Source organism: Deinococcus sp. YIM 134068 (genome assembly GCF_036543075.1).
Classification (GTDB): Bacteria; Deinococcota; Deinococci; order Deinococcales; family Deinococcaceae; genus Deinococcus; species Deinococcus lichenicola.
On the sequence record NZ_JAZHPF010000001.1, the window covers coordinates 111,321 to 126,037 of the forward strand.

19 protein-coding genes and 1 pseudogene are annotated in these 14,717 nt (G+C 69.8%); 13 read left to right on the plus strand and 7 right to left on the minus strand.

Translation table 11 applies throughout. The annotated features are described in order from the left end of the window. The first annotated feature begins 218 nt into the window (after positions 1 to 218). The 3 genes from V3W47_RS00580 (at position 219) to V3W47_RS00590 (ending at position 2,014) form a co-directional block, all read left to right on the plus strand. On the plus strand, positions 219 to 1,217 hold the full coding sequence (locus tag V3W47_RS00580; protein WP_331823201.1) for a ribose-phosphate diphosphokinase: 999 nt from the start codon (positions 219 to 221) through the stop codon (positions 1,215 to 1,217). An 88-nt stretch (positions 1,218 to 1,305) separates the two neighbouring features. Next, entirely contained in the window at positions 1,306 to 1,665 is a 360-nt protein-coding gene (locus V3W47_RS00585) for a DoxX family protein (RefSeq protein ID WP_331823202.1), read from the plus strand. A 133-nt stretch (positions 1,666 to 1,798) separates the two neighbouring features. Further along, positions 1,799 to 2,014 (plus strand): hypothetical protein, encoded by a 216-nt coding sequence (locus V3W47_RS00590; protein ID WP_331823203.1) that lies wholly within the window; start codon positions 1,799 to 1,801, stop codon positions 2,012 to 2,014. A gap of 113 nt (positions 2,015 to 2,127) precedes the next feature. Here the strand turns inward: V3W47_RS00590 and V3W47_RS00595 are convergent, their stop codons facing one another. The 3 genes from V3W47_RS00595 to V3W47_RS00605 all read right to left on the minus strand — a co-directional run bounded on the left by V3W47_RS00595 (position 2,128) and on the right by V3W47_RS00605 (position 3,771). Continuing rightward, positions 2,128 to 3,045, minus strand: coding sequence for a class I SAM-dependent methyltransferase (locus tag V3W47_RS00595; protein ID WP_331823572.1), 918 nt, complete (start codon positions 3,043 to 3,045; stop codon positions 2,128 to 2,130). 1 nt (position 3,046) lies between these two features. Continuing rightward, on the minus strand, positions 3,047 to 3,355 hold the full coding sequence (locus V3W47_RS00600; protein ID WP_331823204.1) for a hypothetical protein: 309 nt from the start codon (positions 3,353 to 3,355) through the stop codon (positions 3,047 to 3,049). Between the two features lie 119 nt (positions 3,356 to 3,474). Continuing rightward, complete coding sequence (locus V3W47_RS00605; RefSeq protein WP_331823205.1) at positions 3,475 to 3,771, minus strand: hypothetical protein; 297 nt, start codon at positions 3,769 to 3,771, stop codon at positions 3,475 to 3,477. A 164-nt stretch (positions 3,772 to 3,935) separates the two neighbouring features. Here V3W47_RS00605 and V3W47_RS00610 point away from each other — a divergent pair, with 164 nt between their 5' ends. Next, complete coding sequence (locus V3W47_RS00610; protein WP_331823206.1) at positions 3,936 to 4,370, plus strand: SCP2 sterol-binding domain-containing protein; 435 nt, start codon at positions 3,936 to 3,938, stop codon at positions 4,368 to 4,370. Positions 4,371 to 4,629: 259 nt separating this feature from the next. On the opposite strand, the gene trmB is transcribed toward V3W47_RS00610, so the two are convergent. The 4 genes from trmB to V3W47_RS00630 all read right to left on the minus strand — a co-directional run bounded on the left by trmB (position 4,630) and on the right by V3W47_RS00630 (position 7,931). Continuing rightward, positions 4,630 to 5,640 (minus strand): tRNA (guanine(46)-N(7))-methyltransferase TrmB, encoded by a 1,011-nt coding sequence (trmB, locus tag V3W47_RS00615; protein ID WP_331823207.1) that lies wholly within the window; start codon positions 5,638 to 5,640, stop codon positions 4,630 to 4,632. Then, positions 5,637 to 6,386: an FAD-dependent oxidoreductase gene (locus tag V3W47_RS00620; protein WP_331823208.1), complete on the minus strand. Its 750-nt coding sequence runs from the start codon at positions 6,384 to 6,386 to the stop codon at positions 5,637 to 5,639. Before V3W47_RS00620 ends, trmB begins: the two co-directional genes overlap by 4 nt. Before the next feature lie 253 nt (positions 6,387 to 6,639). Continuing rightward, positions 6,640 to 7,620 carry a ComEC/Rec2 family competence protein gene (locus tag V3W47_RS00625; protein WP_331823209.1) on the minus strand — a complete coding sequence of 327 codons (981 nt, stop codon included), beginning with the start codon at positions 7,618 to 7,620 and terminating at the stop codon, positions 6,640 to 6,642. After that, entirely contained in the window at positions 7,617 to 7,931 is a 315-nt protein-coding gene (locus V3W47_RS00630; protein WP_331823210.1) for a DUF3006 domain-containing protein, read from the minus strand. The genes V3W47_RS00625 and V3W47_RS00630 overlap by 4 nt, the downstream gene beginning before the upstream one ends. A gap of 57 nt (positions 7,932 to 7,988) precedes the next feature. Between V3W47_RS00630 and V3W47_RS00635 the strand changes: the two genes are divergently transcribed. The 9 genes and pseudogenes from V3W47_RS00635 (at position 7,989) to V3W47_RS00675 (ending at position 14,692) form a co-directional block, all read left to right on the plus strand. Next, on the plus strand, positions 7,989 to 8,276 hold the full coding sequence (locus tag V3W47_RS00635; protein ID WP_331823211.1) for a GNAT family N-acetyltransferase: 288 nt from the start codon (positions 7,989 to 7,991) through the stop codon (positions 8,274 to 8,276). A gap of 15 nt (positions 8,277 to 8,291) precedes the next feature. Further along, a pseudogene (locus V3W47_RS00640) lies at positions 8,292 to 8,546 on the plus strand (GNAT family N-acetyltransferase); the annotation flags it as partial. Beyond that, positions 8,543 to 9,232, plus strand: a complete 690-nt coding sequence (locus tag V3W47_RS00645; protein WP_331823212.1) for an SMI1/KNR4 family protein — start codon at positions 8,543 to 8,545, stop codon at positions 9,230 to 9,232. The pseudogene V3W47_RS00640 and the gene V3W47_RS00645, both read left to right, overlap by 4 nt. Positions 9,233 to 9,269: 37 nt before the next feature. Continuing rightward, on the plus strand, positions 9,270 to 9,950 hold the full coding sequence (locus V3W47_RS00650; protein WP_331823213.1) for an SMI1/KNR4 family protein: 681 nt from the start codon (positions 9,270 to 9,272) through the stop codon (positions 9,948 to 9,950). Between the two features lie 54 nt (positions 9,951 to 10,004). Further along, on the plus strand, positions 10,005 to 11,135 hold the full coding sequence (gene mqnE, locus V3W47_RS00655) for an aminofutalosine synthase MqnE (RefSeq protein WP_331823214.1): 1,131 nt from the start codon (positions 10,005 to 10,007) through the stop codon (positions 11,133 to 11,135). A 2-nt stretch (positions 11,136 to 11,137) separates the two neighbouring features. Further along, a complete protein-coding gene (locus V3W47_RS00660; protein ID WP_331823215.1) occupies positions 11,138 to 11,476 on the plus strand; it encodes a nuclear transport factor 2 family protein in 339 nt (112 codons plus the stop codon). A gap of 115 nt (positions 11,477 to 11,591) precedes the next feature. Then, positions 11,592 to 12,440: a menaquinone biosynthetic enzyme MqnA/MqnD family protein gene (locus V3W47_RS00665; protein WP_331823216.1), complete on the plus strand. Its 849-nt coding sequence runs from the start codon at positions 11,592 to 11,594 to the stop codon at positions 12,438 to 12,440. 121 nt (positions 12,441 to 12,561) lie between these two features. Then, complete coding sequence (locus V3W47_RS00670) at positions 12,562 to 13,572, plus strand: alpha/beta hydrolase (RefSeq protein WP_331823217.1); 1,011 nt, start codon at positions 12,562 to 12,564, stop codon at positions 13,570 to 13,572. Between the two features lie 52 nt (positions 13,573 to 13,624). Further along, entirely contained in the window at positions 13,625 to 14,692 is a 1,068-nt protein-coding gene (locus V3W47_RS00675; RefSeq protein WP_331823218.1) for a C39 family peptidase, read from the plus strand. Positions 14,693 to 14,717 lie beyond the last annotated feature (25 nt).

Here is a 14,717-nt window from a genome sequence, read left to right on the forward strand (position 1 = left end):
CAAGCACAATAGTTGAAGTCAAGCTCTGTTTCCTTCTTCCGAACATTCTGAGGCGCTGGTACATCCTTCCTGTCCCCCCCACGGGAACGCCCCACGGCTGGGGGCACCGTGACAGTCCCGCGCGGCGGCGGGTATGCTGGCCTGCGACGCGTTTCCATCCCCCGCTCCTGACGGGCTTTCCCGGCCCTGCCCCGATCCTTCCCGGAGGTCTCCCCACCGTGACCGTGCCCCACCGCCCCCCTTCCGAGAGATTGGCGAGCAGCCGCCGCCAACCGCTGCTCATCTTCGCCGGGCAGAGCAACCGCCCCCTCGCGCAGGCGATCTGCGACCGTCTCGGCGTGCCGCTCGGCAAGAGCAAGACCGAGAAGTTCACGAACGACAACATCATCGTGCACTACGAGGAGTCGCTGCGCGAGGGTGACGTGTTCGTCATACAGTCCTTCTCCACGCCCGTCAGCGACTCGATCATGGAGCTGATGCTGCTCATCGACGCGGCCAAGAGCGCGTCGGCGGGGCGCGTGACCGCCGTCATCCCGTACTACTCCTACGCCCGCAGCGACAAAAAGGACAGCCCGCGCATCTCCATCGCCGCGCGGCTGATGGCCGACCTGCTTCAACAGGCGGGAGCTGACCGCTTCCTCACGATGACCCTGCACTCGCCGCAGGTCCACGGCTTTTTCAAGATTCCGGTGGACCACCTCTCCGCCAACCGGGTCCTGAGCCAGCACTTCAAAACCTGCGTCCCGAACGCGCACGAGGGCGTCGTCCTCGCCCCCGACGCGGGCAGCATCAAGCGGGCCTCTCAAATTGCCCGCCGCCTGAACTCCGGCCTCGCCATGATCGACAAAGAACGGCTCTCGGACACGGAGGTGCGCCCCCGCGCCCTGATCGGCGAGGTGGAGGGCAGGACCGTCTTTATCGTGGACGACGAGATCAGCACCGCCGGGAGCCTCGTGGAGACGGTGAACATCGCCCGCAGCATGGGCGCGAAGGACGTGTACGTGGCCGTCACCCACGGCGTCTACACCGGCCCTGCCATCGAGCGCATCGCCGCGCTGGACGTGACGCAGGTGGCGAGCACGAACACCGTGTACGTCTCGCCGGAGAAGATCGCCGCCTCGAACGGCAAGCTCGCTGTGCTGGACGTGGCACCCCTCTTCGCGGACGCCATCACGAACATCCACGTCGGGCAGAGCGTGAGCACGCTGTTCGAGTGAGGGTGGGCGCGGGTGAGGGACGCGCCGCCGTCCGGGTCGTCCGTCCCGGCGTGCGGTAGACTCGCCGCACATCCAAGGAGGACGGGGCATGAGTGTAACTGGATTCATCGGACGGGCGCTGCTGGCGAGCATCTTCATCAAAAACGGCCTCGATCACCTGCAACATCCCGACCCCATCGTGCGGGCGGCGAAGGGGGCCGAGGTGCCGCAGCCCGAACTCGCCGTGAAGGCCAACAGCGCCGTCATGCTGGGTGCGGGCACGCTGCTCGCCCTCGGCATCGCCCCCCGCGCCGCGAGCACCGCCCTCGCCGCCAGCCTGATTCCGACCACCGTGATCGGCCACCCCTTCTGGGACAAGAGCGGCACCGAACGCTTCCACCAGCAGACGCACTTCCTGAAGAATCTGGCGCTGTTCGGGGCGCTGCTGGCGGTGGGAAGCAGAAGGTAGGGGAGCGGTCAGCTCTCAGCGGTCAGCCGTCAGCGAAGAGGTCCCCAGATCGGGGGCTTTTTCTGTTGCTGTATGAAGGACGTTTGGGGCCGCCTCACCACCGGGCGCACGCGGGGCCGGGAGGATGGGCGGCATGACCGAGTACAAGGACCGGGAGCTGAACGACCCCAGCGACATCGACCTGAACGCCGACATCGGGGAGGGGATGCAGGGCGCGTCGGGCGACATGGACGCGAACGGGATGGAGAGCGGGGCCGACCGCGAGGAGCGGCTGGGCGAGCTGGAGGAGAACTTGCAGGGCCTGACCTCGGCGGGTGGGGGCGCGCTGCCGGGACCGGGCGACCTGTAGGCCCACGCTGTCCTACTGACCCTCACCGAGGCGTGGCGCGGCTTCCCCAGCGGGACGAAGGCCGCGCCTCTCCATCTTTTGCTGACGGCTGATGGCTGACCGCTGACCCGCTCCTACAACTCCAGTCCCCCCGGCGTCCGCCCTCCCGCCGGAATCGCCGTGACGAGGACCTCGTACTTGCCCGTCACGAACACCTTGAGGCCGTGCTTCTGGAGGTGACGGCGGGCGGCGGCCACATCGGACACGAGGAGGCTGAGATCGGGGCGGGCGTAGTTGCGGGTGCGGGCACCGTAGCTCAACACGCCGTCCCGGTAGCGGGCGTTGGGGAAGCCGAGGATCAGGCCGCCCGTGGAAGTCAGGTGCTCCCGTCGCACGGCGCGCAGCACGTTCTCGGCCACCACGCCGGGACTTTGCAGCAGGCTCAGGGCGAGCACGAGGTCGAAGCGGCCCAACGAGGGGTCGGGCAGCGTATTCACGTCCAGCGGGCGGAAGCTGGCCCCCGGATGCCGGGCGCGGGCAAGTGCGAGGGCCGACCCGTCGAGGTCCACGCCCACCACGTCGAACGTCCGGTCGGGGAAGGCGAGTGCCAACGCGTCCAGCTCCCGGCCCGCATTCACGCCGAGAGCGAGGACGCGACCACCGGGAGGGGGACTGACCCGCCTCATCGCCTCCACGAGCGTGAGGAGGAAGATGGGGTCTTCGAGCTTGTCCACCCGCCCGAACTCGCTCCCCGCGCTGTAGCCGTTCGCGTCGGGCGCAGGCCCCGGCGTGTAGGCGCGCAGCCGCACCCGGACCCGGCCCTCCCCGACCCGCTCGGGCGTGAGGAGGTGCGCGCCCAGGAGGTCGGCGAGGTCAGCCCACGTCTGCCAGGGGCGGTGCAGGCCGTGGGCGGTCACCTCGCCCGCGTAGAGGCCCACCCCCGCATCGGGGTCGGGGACGGTGAGGGCCACCTCGCCCGCCGAGGCCAGGACGGCCCGGACGGCGGGAAGGATGACGGCCAGAGGTTCGTGGGTGAAGGCGAGGTCGGGCAGATCAACCGTGGAGGGCGCTCTGGAGGACGGTGGTGAGGCGTTGCAGGCCGTCCCGGTTCACAGGGGAGGCGTTCGCGGCGAGGCGACCGGTCTCCTGCCCCAGCGCGGGGAGGAGATTGGCGGCCCCCACGAAGTCACCCCCCGTCAGGGCGTCATGGAGCCGACCGAGGATACCCGTCAACGCCTCCGCACCGGGTTCGCCCTCCAGCAGGTCCCGCCAGCCCGCTATGTTGCTCGCGGCGGCCTGCGGGTCGGCCCCGGTGGGGTTCTGCTGGAGGAGTTGGAGGGTCCGCCGAAGCTGGTCGTTCATCTGGGTCCTCCCCGTGGGTACCTGCCGCCATGATGGCACCCGCCGGGGCAGGGCGGGGAGCGGGAACGGACCAGCCCCCGACCGTCATCCTCTGGCCGGGGGCTGGCTGGGGAAGAATGTCAGCCGCGCAACGCGCTCGCGAGCTGCATCAGGCCGTCCTGATCCTCGGCGGGGGCGGCGGAGGCGACGCTCTCGGTCTCGTCGGCGAGGGTGGGAAGCAGGGCGGCGGCGGCGTCCAGGTCCCCGGAGGCCAGCGCCCCCTGCAACTGCGCGAGGGCGTCCACCAGCGTCTCGGCCCCGGAAGCGCCGCTCAGGGTCTGCTGCCACTGGGCGACGTTGCTCGCGGCCACGCTGGGGTCCAGGTTCGTGACGCCACCCTGAAGGGCCTGCACGGTCTGCTGAAGCTGTTCGTTCATATGTTCTCCTCCTGTGAAGGGTTCCTCCCCCCTCGGTCCTGCTGCCCCAGCAAACCCTTCTGTACTTCCCGAAGATGTACAGGGGCGTACCATTCCCCCACCCATTGCAGCCGGGGTCACAAAAGTTGGGGGCCGAGGAGGGCGAACCGCCGATACTGCCGCCCATGTCCCCCTACCGTGACGCCGCGCATCTTCAAGCGATCCTCGAACGGGTCTTTCGGCGCGGGTACACCGGGGAGGAGACGAGCGCCCTGTTGCACCAGCGGCTCGCCCTCGCGTTCGTCATCACCGCGCCGGACCTGCGCGCCCGCGTGGATGGGCGGGACGGGCAGACGGCGCAGGTGAGTTTCGGGCCGGACACGGCGGACCTCCCCGCCGACCTGACCTTCCGCATGGACGGCGAGACGGCGCACGCCTTCTGGAGCGGGGACCTCAATCCGGTGGCGGCGATGGCACAGGGCCGCCTGCGCGTGGAGGGGTCCCTCATCCGTGCCCTCGCCCTCGCGCCGGGGCTGTCCCAGATGCAGCGGGCGTACCGGGAGGAGTACGCGGCGCTGACGGCGGGGGAGGAAGGACAGCGAGCAGCCGGGGGGAATTGAGGCTTTTGTTCCCCGTTCGCCCAGCCAGTTCACCCCCCCCGCTTCGCGGCTTTGCAAGTCCCAGCCTTCCCCCAGGGGACGTTCGATGTGAATCGCAGATTGGGCGGCGGGAGCGTTTTCGCTGTCCAGTAGGAGGACGAGCGTTGCTCGTCACCCCCCTCCCCGACCCTCCCCTACAAGGAGGGAGAAAAGAGCACATCAGGCGTTCAAGGGGCAGGGGCAAAAGAAAGACACGACGTATTTTCCGTGTTCCCCTGCGTCAATACCCCCGGTGACGCACTACCGCACCCTGACCCTCCAGCCAGCCCGTCACGGTGCCGACCGCCGCCTTCACCCCCGGCGTGATGATCGGGCCGCCGAAGCGGGCGAGACGGACGAGGTGCGTGCCGTCCTCCCGCCCGGTGACGCCGATCAGAACCTCCTGCGTCAGCTCGCCCTCCACCACATGCGCGAGGAAGACCCAGCCCTCCCGCCCCAGGCCCCGGTACAGGTCGAGGAGGACGACGGTCCAGCCTGCCCCTTCTCCTTCTGGCGCAGTCTCCCGCGTCTGCCCGCCGCGCGCCGTGTGCTTGGCGAAATCTTGGGGGTCGAACGTCTGGGGCAGGGTCAGGACGGCGTGGGGCACGGTGGGGTTCTCCTCATTCTCCGGGGAGCGGGTGACGGCCCCGTGGGGCACGTGGGGATGCGCGGTCGGCGTGAAGCGGGCGTGGTGGGCGCTCAGGCCGAGGTCGCGCCACTTGCGAGCGTATTTGGTCTCCAGGGCGGCGGGCGGCGCGTCCGTTCGCTCCACCGCCATGACGCCGCTCGCCTCCGCCTCGGCGCGGGCGAACTCGAAATACTCGTCGTGGTCGGTGGTGAGCAGCACGGCCCCGCCCGATTTCAGGCGACTCGCCGCCAGCCGGAAGAAGGGGGCACGCAGCAGGCGGTGTTCGGTGTGCCCCGCCTTCGGCCAGGGATCGGGGAAATTGACGATGATGGCGTCCAGCGCCCCCTGGGGCACGACCTCACGCACGAGGACGGTCGCGGGCAGCTTGGTCAGCACGGCGTTGGTCAGGCCCGCCGCCCTCAGCCTCCGCTCGGCCTTGAGGAGCGAGACACCGCTGAGTTCCACGCCGAGATAGTTCGGTGCCTCGGGCAGACTCGCCGCGTGGTGCGGCCAGAAACGCCCGTCCCCGAAGCCGACCTCCAGCACCCAGGGGCGTTCCGGCGTGTCCGGGTACAGGCGTGCGGCGTCGTCGGGGAAGTGGAAGTCGGAGAGGCGGAAGATCACGGCGTCTCCCCCACCGACCGCAGATCGTCCGCCAGCCGCGCCGCGTCCCCCAGCACGGAGGCGTAGGTGTGGTCGCCCGGCGTGCAGCGGCCCACGGCGTACACCCGCTCGAAGCGGCCCACCCGGAAGCCGTCCAGCTCGCCCGGCGCGGGCGTCAGGAAGCGCACGTCGTAGGGAGGCGCGCCCTCCACCCCCGCCGCCGTCTGCTCCCCCCCGATCAGCCACACGCCGCTCCGGGCAAGGTCGTCGGCGAGGAAGTCGTAGGCGACCTCCGAGAGCCGCCCGGCCTCCTCCATCGTGTCGCCTATCAGGAGGCGGCCCTTGAGGAACGATCCAACCGCGAGGACCACCCGGCGGGCGCGCAGGGGCGGCCCCTCCCAGGTCGAGAGTGTCACCCCGTCCCCGTCCCCGTCCAGTTCCGTCACGGTGGATTGCAGGAGGTGGATGCCCGCCGTGGCCTCGACTTCCGCCTTGAGATGGCGGTGGAAGGTCCAGCCGTCCGTCTCGGGGGCGATCCTCTCCGCGACGAGGGCGAAGACGCTGCCCGCCGGAAAGCCCGCGTCCTCCACGGTGGGCTGGTACAGGTTCCCGAGGTGGTCGAGCGCTTGAGAAACGAGCAGCACGTCGGCCCCGGCCCGCGCCAGACGCCACGCGAGTTCCGTGCCCGCGAGGCCCGCGCCGACCACGGCCACGTCGTACAGGTGCCCCGGCTGCGGCTGGCTGCGGGGGGAAAGGGGTCCGAACATCAGGGGAGGAGTGTAGTGCAGGCGGGAAGGTGGAGGGGTGACGTTGAGGGGTTGGGGACGTGTGCGGTTGGCTGGAGGAAGTTGAGCGGTAGAGTCGTCACGTCGCCCCCTCACCCCGGCCCTCTCCCACCAGGGGAGAGGGAGAAAAAAGGCTCAGGCTTGGGCTTTTTAGCTCCTCCCCCTTGAGGGGGGAGGCCGGGAGGGGGTGAACGGGCTTGGCCCCCTAGAAAGCGAAGCCGTCAACTCCTCAACCTCACCGCTCCGTCTCCACCGTATACGTCCCGTCCCCCTGCCCCACGAACGTCACCGTGCCCTGACGGTCGGTGCGGTAGGTGCGGACGCCCCCTTGCTTGTACAGGTCCAGCGCCTCGCGGGTGGGGTGGCCGTAACTGTTCTCGCCCACGCCGATCACGACGTTTTCCGGGCGGACGGCGGCGAGCCAGGCGGGGTGGTCGCCGTTCGCAGCCCCGTGGTGGATGCTCTTGTAGACCTGGAAGGGTCCCTGAATCTCGGGACGCCCTTCCTTCAACCACGCCTCGGTCTCGGGCGTCTCGCTGTCGCCCGTGAGGAGGGCGCGGAAGTCGCCGAACTCCAGCCGCACGCCGACGCTGTTCTCATTCTGACCGTCGCCCATTCCGGCGGGTGGGGCCAGCACGCGCACCCGCACGCTGCCGAGGTTGACGACCTGCGTGTTCGCCTTCTGGAACGTCGTGCCGTCCTCGCGCAGGGCGGCGACGAGGCGTTCCCAGGTGCGGGTCGTGCCCGCAATCCCGTTGTTGATGAAGAGGGTCGGGTCGGCAGTCTGCGCGGCGGGCACCAGCCCCGCGATGTGGTCGGCGTCGGCGTGGCTGGCGACCATCAGGTCGATCTTGGTGACGTTGTAAGTCTTGAGGTGTTCACGCATCCGCTCGGCGCTGCGGCCCCCGTCGTAGAGCATCGTCTTGCCCTCGGGCGACGTGACGAGTACGGCGTCCCCCTGCCCCACGTCGAGAAAGCGGATCGTGACCTGCCCGGTCGGGGTGGTTGTGCCGCCTTCCCGCCGCTCCGTGCGCTCCTCCCGGCCACCGCCGAACAGCCCGCCCCCAGCACATGCCGCGAGGCTGACCGTCAAACCCAGCACGACGAGGCCAAGGAGGTCGCTGGGGCTGGGGCCGGGGGCGCGTCCACCCTTGCCCTTCCTGGCGGCGGCCTTGCGCTTGGGTGGTTTGGTGGAGGCGGGCTTCTTGCCGCTCATAACGTGATCTCCCCTTCCCCGGTGTGGGCGTCCCCCGCGTTCAGGCGGTCCAGTTCGTGCTGGGCGGCTTTCCGTCTGGCCCACGTCTCACGCGGCAGCACACGGGCGGTCACGCCGTCGGGGCCGTCCTCCAAAGCGAGCACGTCGCCCTCCCGCACCCCGTCCGGCAGGGCCGACAGGGGCAGGTCGAAGGTGCGGCCATCCTCCCGCTCCAGCCGCGCCACGGGGCCGCGCGGGGCGTCCTCAATGCCGTCCACGACCCAGCGCTCGAAACGGTGGCGAGCGTGGGAGCGGCGTTCCTTGTCCTTCACCTGTACAGCCTAACGCGCCGGGAACGGCCCAGCTTGGAACCGTGCCACACTGCCCCCATGCACCACCGCCTGACGCTGACCGACGGCGACCTGACCCTGCGCCCGCTCACCGAGGCCGACATTCCCGCCCTGTGCGCGCTGGCGCGGGAGGCGGGGGACGAACTGCGGTTGATGGGAGCGCCGCCCAATCACCCCGAGTATTATCTGGCCGCGCTGGACGCCCCGGAACAACAGCCGTTCGTGATAGAGGTCGGCGGCGAACTGGCAGGCAGCACCCGTTACGGCGACATTCGCTTGGCCCACGCCGGGTTGGAGATCGGCTGGACATGGCTCCATCCGCGCTAGCACGGCACGGGCGTCAACCGCCGCATGAAACGGCTGATGCTCGCGCACGCCTTCGGGGAGATGGGGATGGAGCGCGTGCAGCTCAAGACCGACCTCCTCAACCTCCGCAGCCAGCGGGCCATCGAGAAGCTGGGGGCCGTGCGGGAGGGCGTCCTCCGCAAGCACCAGCGCCGTCAGGACGGCAGCCTGCGTGACACGGTGATGTACTCGGTCACGGGCGAGGAGTGGCCGGGGGTGCGGTCACGGCTGGAGCGGGAGGAGCGGGCGTGAAAGACGACCTGCCCACCGTCCTCACCCGCCTGGATGCTTGGCTGGCCGCCAACGTCCCCGCCATTCACGCGACCCTGCGCCCCGGTGCCTCCGACGCCGAGTTAGATGACTTGGAGACCCTGACCGGCCTGAAACTCCCCGAGGCGTTCCGCACCCTCTACCGCTGGCACGACGGGCAGGAGTGGGGTGCGGGGTTCGCGTTGGGACTGGAGTTTCTGCCGCTGTGGGTATTGGACGGAGTGGGGCGTGAGTGGGAGATGTGGCAGGAAATTGGGGAGGCTCACCTGGAGATGAACACGGACATTCCCTCGACCTCGCATCCACCCAGCGCCATTCAAGACGCCTACACGACGCCGGGATGGCTCGGTTTCCTGAAGGACGGGGGCGGAAACTTCGTCGGGCTGGACTTCAACCCTGGTCCGGCGGGCACGCTTGGGCAGGTCATCACCTTCGGGCGCGACGAGGAGGACAAGTTCGTGCTGGCCGACTCACTGGACGGCTTCCTGCGCGAGTACCTGGGGCGGCTGGAGTCCGGGCGCGTCACGGTGAGGCGGCGGGAGGACTTCGACGAGGAGATATGGGGCGTGGAGCTGCACGACGCCACGGGCCGTCCGGCGGGCGGCGGCTACACGCTGGCCGACTTCTACCCCGGCTTCGGCGCGTCCCCGGAGATTCCAAGGCGTTAGCTCGCCCTCTGGGACGCGGAGAACTTAGACTTCCGGGATGAAAGACGACCTGCCCACCATCCTCGCCCGCCTGGATGCCTGGTTGGCCGCGCACGTTCCGGCGATTCACGCGACCCTGCGCCCCGGTGCCTCCGACGCTGAGCTGGACGCGCTGGCAAGCCGCACCGGGCTGGAGTTGCCCGAGGGCTTCCGAACCCTCTACCGCTGGCACGATGGGCAGGAGCGGGCGGGGACGGGCTTTGCGCTGGGGCTGGAGTTTCTGCCGCTGGAGGGCGTGGGGCGCGAGTGGGAGATGTGGCGGAAGATCGGGGAGACCAGCCCTGAATTGAACGACGAGACCCCCTCCACGTCCCGACCCCCCGGCGCTATTTGGGACGCCTACACGACGCCCGGCTGGCTCGGCTTCCTCGCGGACGGGAGCGGCAACTCCGTCGGGCTGGACTTCAATCCCGGTCCGGCGGGCATGGTCGGGCAGGTCATTACCTTCGGGAGCGACGAGGAGACGAAATACGTGCTGGCCGATACCCTTCACGGCTTTCTGGCTCAATATCTGGAGCGGCTGGAATCCGGGGACGCCACAGTGAAGCGGCTGGAAGGGTTCGACCCCGAGCGGTGGAGCGTCGAACTTCACGAAGGAGGCTTCTCTCGGGGAGGCACGGCTGGCCTCTACCCCGGTTTCGGTCCGGGCTGGGAGCGGCGACGGCGCAAGCGGCGTTAAGCGTTCGCCCTCTTCGGGACACTTCCCTCCCCCACCCCGGCGTATTCTCACCCTATGAAGTGGCTGCGTGACCAGGGCCTCGCCCCCGTCGTGGACAAGGTGGAGGCGGGCGAGCGCCTGAGCTTCGACGAGGGGATGCGGCTGTACGAGACCCGTGACCTCAACGCGCTGATGCGGCTGGCGAACCTCCGCAAGGAGCGGCTGCACGGCGACAAGGTGTATTTCGTCCACTCCATGCGGCTGGAGTTCACCAACATCTGCTATGTGGGCTGCACCTTCTGCGCCTTCGCCGCACGCAAGGGCGAGGAGCGGGCGTGGGACTACTCGCCGGAGGAGGTCGCGGAGCAGGTCAGGAGGCGTTACCTCCCCGGCATCACCGAACTGCACATGAGCAGCGGGCACCATCCCAACCACGGGTGGGACTATTACCCCGAGATGGTGCGGCGGCTGCGCGAGACGTTTCCCGAGCTTCAGGTCAAGGCGTTCACGGCGGCGGAGATCGAGCACCTCTCCAAGATCAGCAAGAAGCCCACGCTGGAGGTGCTGCGCGAGTTGCAGGCGGCGGGACTCGCGGCGATGCCGGGCGGTGGGGCCGAAATCTTCGCCGACCGGGTGCGGCGGCAGGTGGCGAGGAACAAGGTCAAGGCCGACAAGTGGCTCCAGATTCACCGCGAGGCGCACTCGCTGGGGATGCGGACGAACGCGACGATGCTCTACGGCCACATCGAGACGCTGGAGGAGCGGCTGGACCACATGCACCGCCTCCGTGACCTGCAAGACGAGACGGGCGGCTTCCACGCCTTCATCCCCCTCGCCTTTCAACCGCTGGGCAACACGCTCGCGCAGAACCTCGGCAAGACGGAATACACGACGGGCCTGGACGACCTGCGGAATCTGGCGGTGGCGCGCGTGTACCTCGACAATTTCCCACACATCAAGGGCTACTGGGTGATGATCGGGTCCGAACTCACCCAGGTCAGCCTCGACTGGGGCGTGTCGGACATCGACGGCACCATTCAGGAGGAACACATCGCCCACGCGGCGGGCGCGACCTCACCGATGGCGCTCTCGCAGGCGGGCATGGTGCGGATGATTCGGCAGGCGGGGCGCGTGCCCGTGCTGCGCGACGCCTACTACCACGAACTCGAAGTCTTCCCGCGCCCGGCGGCGGAGGCGGCGGACTAGGTGTGTCCTCCCCGCTCGACGACGTGCTGAGACTCGACGACGCCTGGAACGAGGCCTACCACCGCCGCGACCCCGAGCGGATGGCGCGGGTGCTGGCCGACGACTGGATGGCCTTTTTCCCCGACGGACGAACCGTGTTCAAGCCCGACCTGTTGGCAGGAATGCGTCACAACCCTCCCGCCGCCCTGATGTTCGAGCGCCACGCCGCCCGCGTGTACGGCGACACGGCGGTGACACGCGGAACGCTGTACGCGAATGGCGAGCGCGTGCAGAGCTTCCTGCGCGTGTACGCGAGGCGGGACGGGGAGTGGCGGGCGGTGAGCGTGCAGGTGGTGCCGTGAGGACTCGCTTTGCTCGTGGTCGAGGAGTCGAGGCGTCTAGAAGTCGAGCAGCCTTGCCCCTGGGTGCTGCTCGACCCCTCGACTTCTTGACCCCTCGACGGACGCGGAGCGCCCCATGACCTACCGCGCCGGCTGGATTCACTACACCAACGTCGCCCCCATCCTCGACCGCCTCGTGCTGCCGCCGGGCGTGACGGCGATCACGGGCGTGCCGACCGAGATGAACGCGGCGCTGCTCTCGGGCCAGGTGGACATCGCCAACATCAGCGCGGTGGAGTTCATCCGGCACGCGGGGCGGCTGGAGGCGCTGCCCGACTTCTCGGTGAGCGTGCTTGGGCCGGTGTACTCGGTCAACCTCTTTCATACGGTGCCGCTGCCCGACTTAAGGCGGGTGGCCCTGACCCGGCAGAGCGCGATGAGCGTGGCGCTGCTGGAGGTGCTGCTGGCGGCACGCGGCCTGACGCCCGTGCTGGAACCTGCGGAGGGCGAGGCCGAGGACCTGCTCGCCTCCGGCTACGACGGGGTGCTGCGGATCGGGGACAGCGCCCTGCGCGAGTGGTACCGCGTGGTCGGGCCGCTGACCCCCGAGACGACGATGACCAGCCTGCCCCACACGGCGCGCGGCGTCACCGTGACCGATCTGGCCGAGGAGTGGTTCCGCCTCACCGGACATCCCTTCGTGTTCGCGGTGTGGGCGTATCGCCGGGAGAATCCGCCGCCTCCGGCCCTCGTCCAGGCGATGCGGGAGGCTCGGCGTGAGGGTATCGGGCACCTCGCGGACGTGTCGGCCCGCCATGCGAGGAAACTCGGCTTACCGGAACGCGTCGTGCAGCACTACCTCTGGAACTTCCGCTACCACCTGGAGGCCCCCGACCGCCTCGGCCTGGGCGAGTTCGCGGCTCAGGCGGTGCCGGGTCACGCGCCCCTGCGCTTCGGCCCGAGGCCGGGCGTACGGGCGGGGTGAGTTCCCCTCAGCCCTGATCCGGGGGGAGCGCCGAGGGCCGGTCCGGTAGGCCGGGAACAGGGCTGCCGATGGATGCTGAAGCCGCCCGCAGGCGGACCGCGCCATCCCTACAATTCCCCGTATGGCCGTTTCCGTGCAGGGCACGCGCGTCACCTTCTCCCCCCCGCCCGGTGCCGTGGCGCTGGTGGGCGACTTCACCGACTGGCGCAAGAAACCCGCCCTTCCCGTGGAGGAAGGCCAGCCCCTCACGCTGACCCTGCCGCGCGGCGCGTGGGTGGAGTACGCCTGGCTGGACGCGGCGGGCGAACCCTTCGCCGACCCCGACAACCCGCAGCGGTCCCTGAACCCGTGGTGGCCCTATCCCCGCGCCGTCGTGGTGGGCGAGTACGCGCGCCATCCACTCTGGCAGGGGCCGGACGCGACGCAGAAGGGCACGGTCCACCGCCTGACCTGGGCGGGCGGCGTCTTCCCCGGCACCCGCCGCGCCATCGTCCACACGCCGCACGGGCACGACCCGGTGCGGCCCACGCCCGTCTCCTACGTGCAGGACGGCGTGGCCTTCTACCGCACGGGCAGGCTCGGTGAGGTCATGGACCGGGCGGTGGAGCGGGGGCTGGCCTCCGGCGCGGTTCTCGTCTTCGTGGAGCCGGGCGACCGCAGCGAGGAGTACTACCTCAACGACCGGTATCTGGACTTCCTGCGGGAGGAGGTGTTCCCGCGCGTGGAGGGCGAATACGTGACCGTCTCGGAGCGGGGCTTGTGGGGAGCAAGCCTGGGCGGCTTGATTTCCCTGCACCTCGGCAGCGCGCACCCTGGCCTCTTCTCCCGCGTGGTCAGCCACTCGGGGGCCTTCATCGCCCGGCCCGGCGCGACCTACGCGGACGGCGTAATCGACACGACCACGGCGGGCGAGTGGCTGCGGGGGCGGCTGGAGCGGGACCTTCCCCGACACCTGAAGCTCAGCCTGGACACGGGCGTGCTGGAATGGCTGACCGGCCCGAACCGCCGAATGGCCGCCCTCCTCGCCGACGCGGGGGTGCGGCACCAGTACCGCGAATATCCCAGCGGACACAACTGGGTGACGTGGCGGGAGGCGTTGCCGGAGGCGTTCCTGTTCATGCAGGGGGAGTGAGACCCGGCCCACTCACCCAGTCCGCCCGCCCACACGCCACAATCTGCTCCATATGCGCCCCTTCCTGTTCCTGACGCCGCTCCTCATGGCGGGCGCGGAGGCCCTGACGATGACGTACCCTCACTCCACGACGGTCATTCACGAGCGCGCGACAGATTGGGCGGGTGCCGAGCGGCGCGGAGTGGAGGTGCGTGGCAATCTGCTGGCCCTCGCCCCCGGCGCGGCCTCCGGCACGCTGACGAGTCCACCCGTCGGAGTCGCCCCCTTCGACGAACTCGTGCCGTCGTGGAATGCGGTCACGCCGGGCGGCTCCGTCATGGTGGAGGTGCGGGCGCAGACGGGCGCGGGCTGGGGCCGCTGGTTCTCCTTCGGCACCTGGCAGAGCAATGAGGGCCGGGCGAGCGTGAACGGGCAGAAGGACGCCTCCGGGCAGGTGCTCACCGACACGCTGCGGCTGACCGCGAAGGCGACCGCTTACCAGTACCGGGTGACGCTGCGGGGCGCGGGGACGGGCGTGCGCCTCCTCGCCTTCAACACGAGCGACCGCGCGAAACGGACGGCGGGGCTGGGACAGGCCAGCGACCGCCGCGCGTGGGGCAAGGTGAACAACGTGCCCCAGCGGTCGCAGATGCTCTACGAAGGCGGCGGCGAGGTGTGGTGCAGCCCCACGAGCGTCTCCATGATCCTCGCCGGGCACGGGGTCAACGTCACCGTCCCGCAGGCCGCAAAAGGGACCTTCGACCGCGCCTACGAGGGAACGGGCAACTGGCCCTTCAACACGGCCTACGCGGGCGAACTCGGCCTGCGCGCCTTCGTGACGCGCCTCCCCAGTCTCGCCGAGGCCGAGCGCTTCACGGCGGCGGGCGTGCCCCTCGCGGTCAGCCTGGGGTGGAAGCGCGGCGAACTCCCCGGTGCCCCCCTGAGCTACAGCGACGGCCACCTGATGGTCCTCGTCGGCTTCGACGCGGCGGGCAACCCGGTCCTCAACGATCCCGCCGCCCCCACCGACGCGGGCGTGCGCCGCACCTACCCCCGCGCCGCCTTCGAACGGTTGTGGCTGACGCACAGTGGCGGGCTGGGATACGTGATCGCGCCTCCGGGCGTGGGTGTGCCTCAGTAGGGACAGGTTGAGGGGGAGGTTTCTT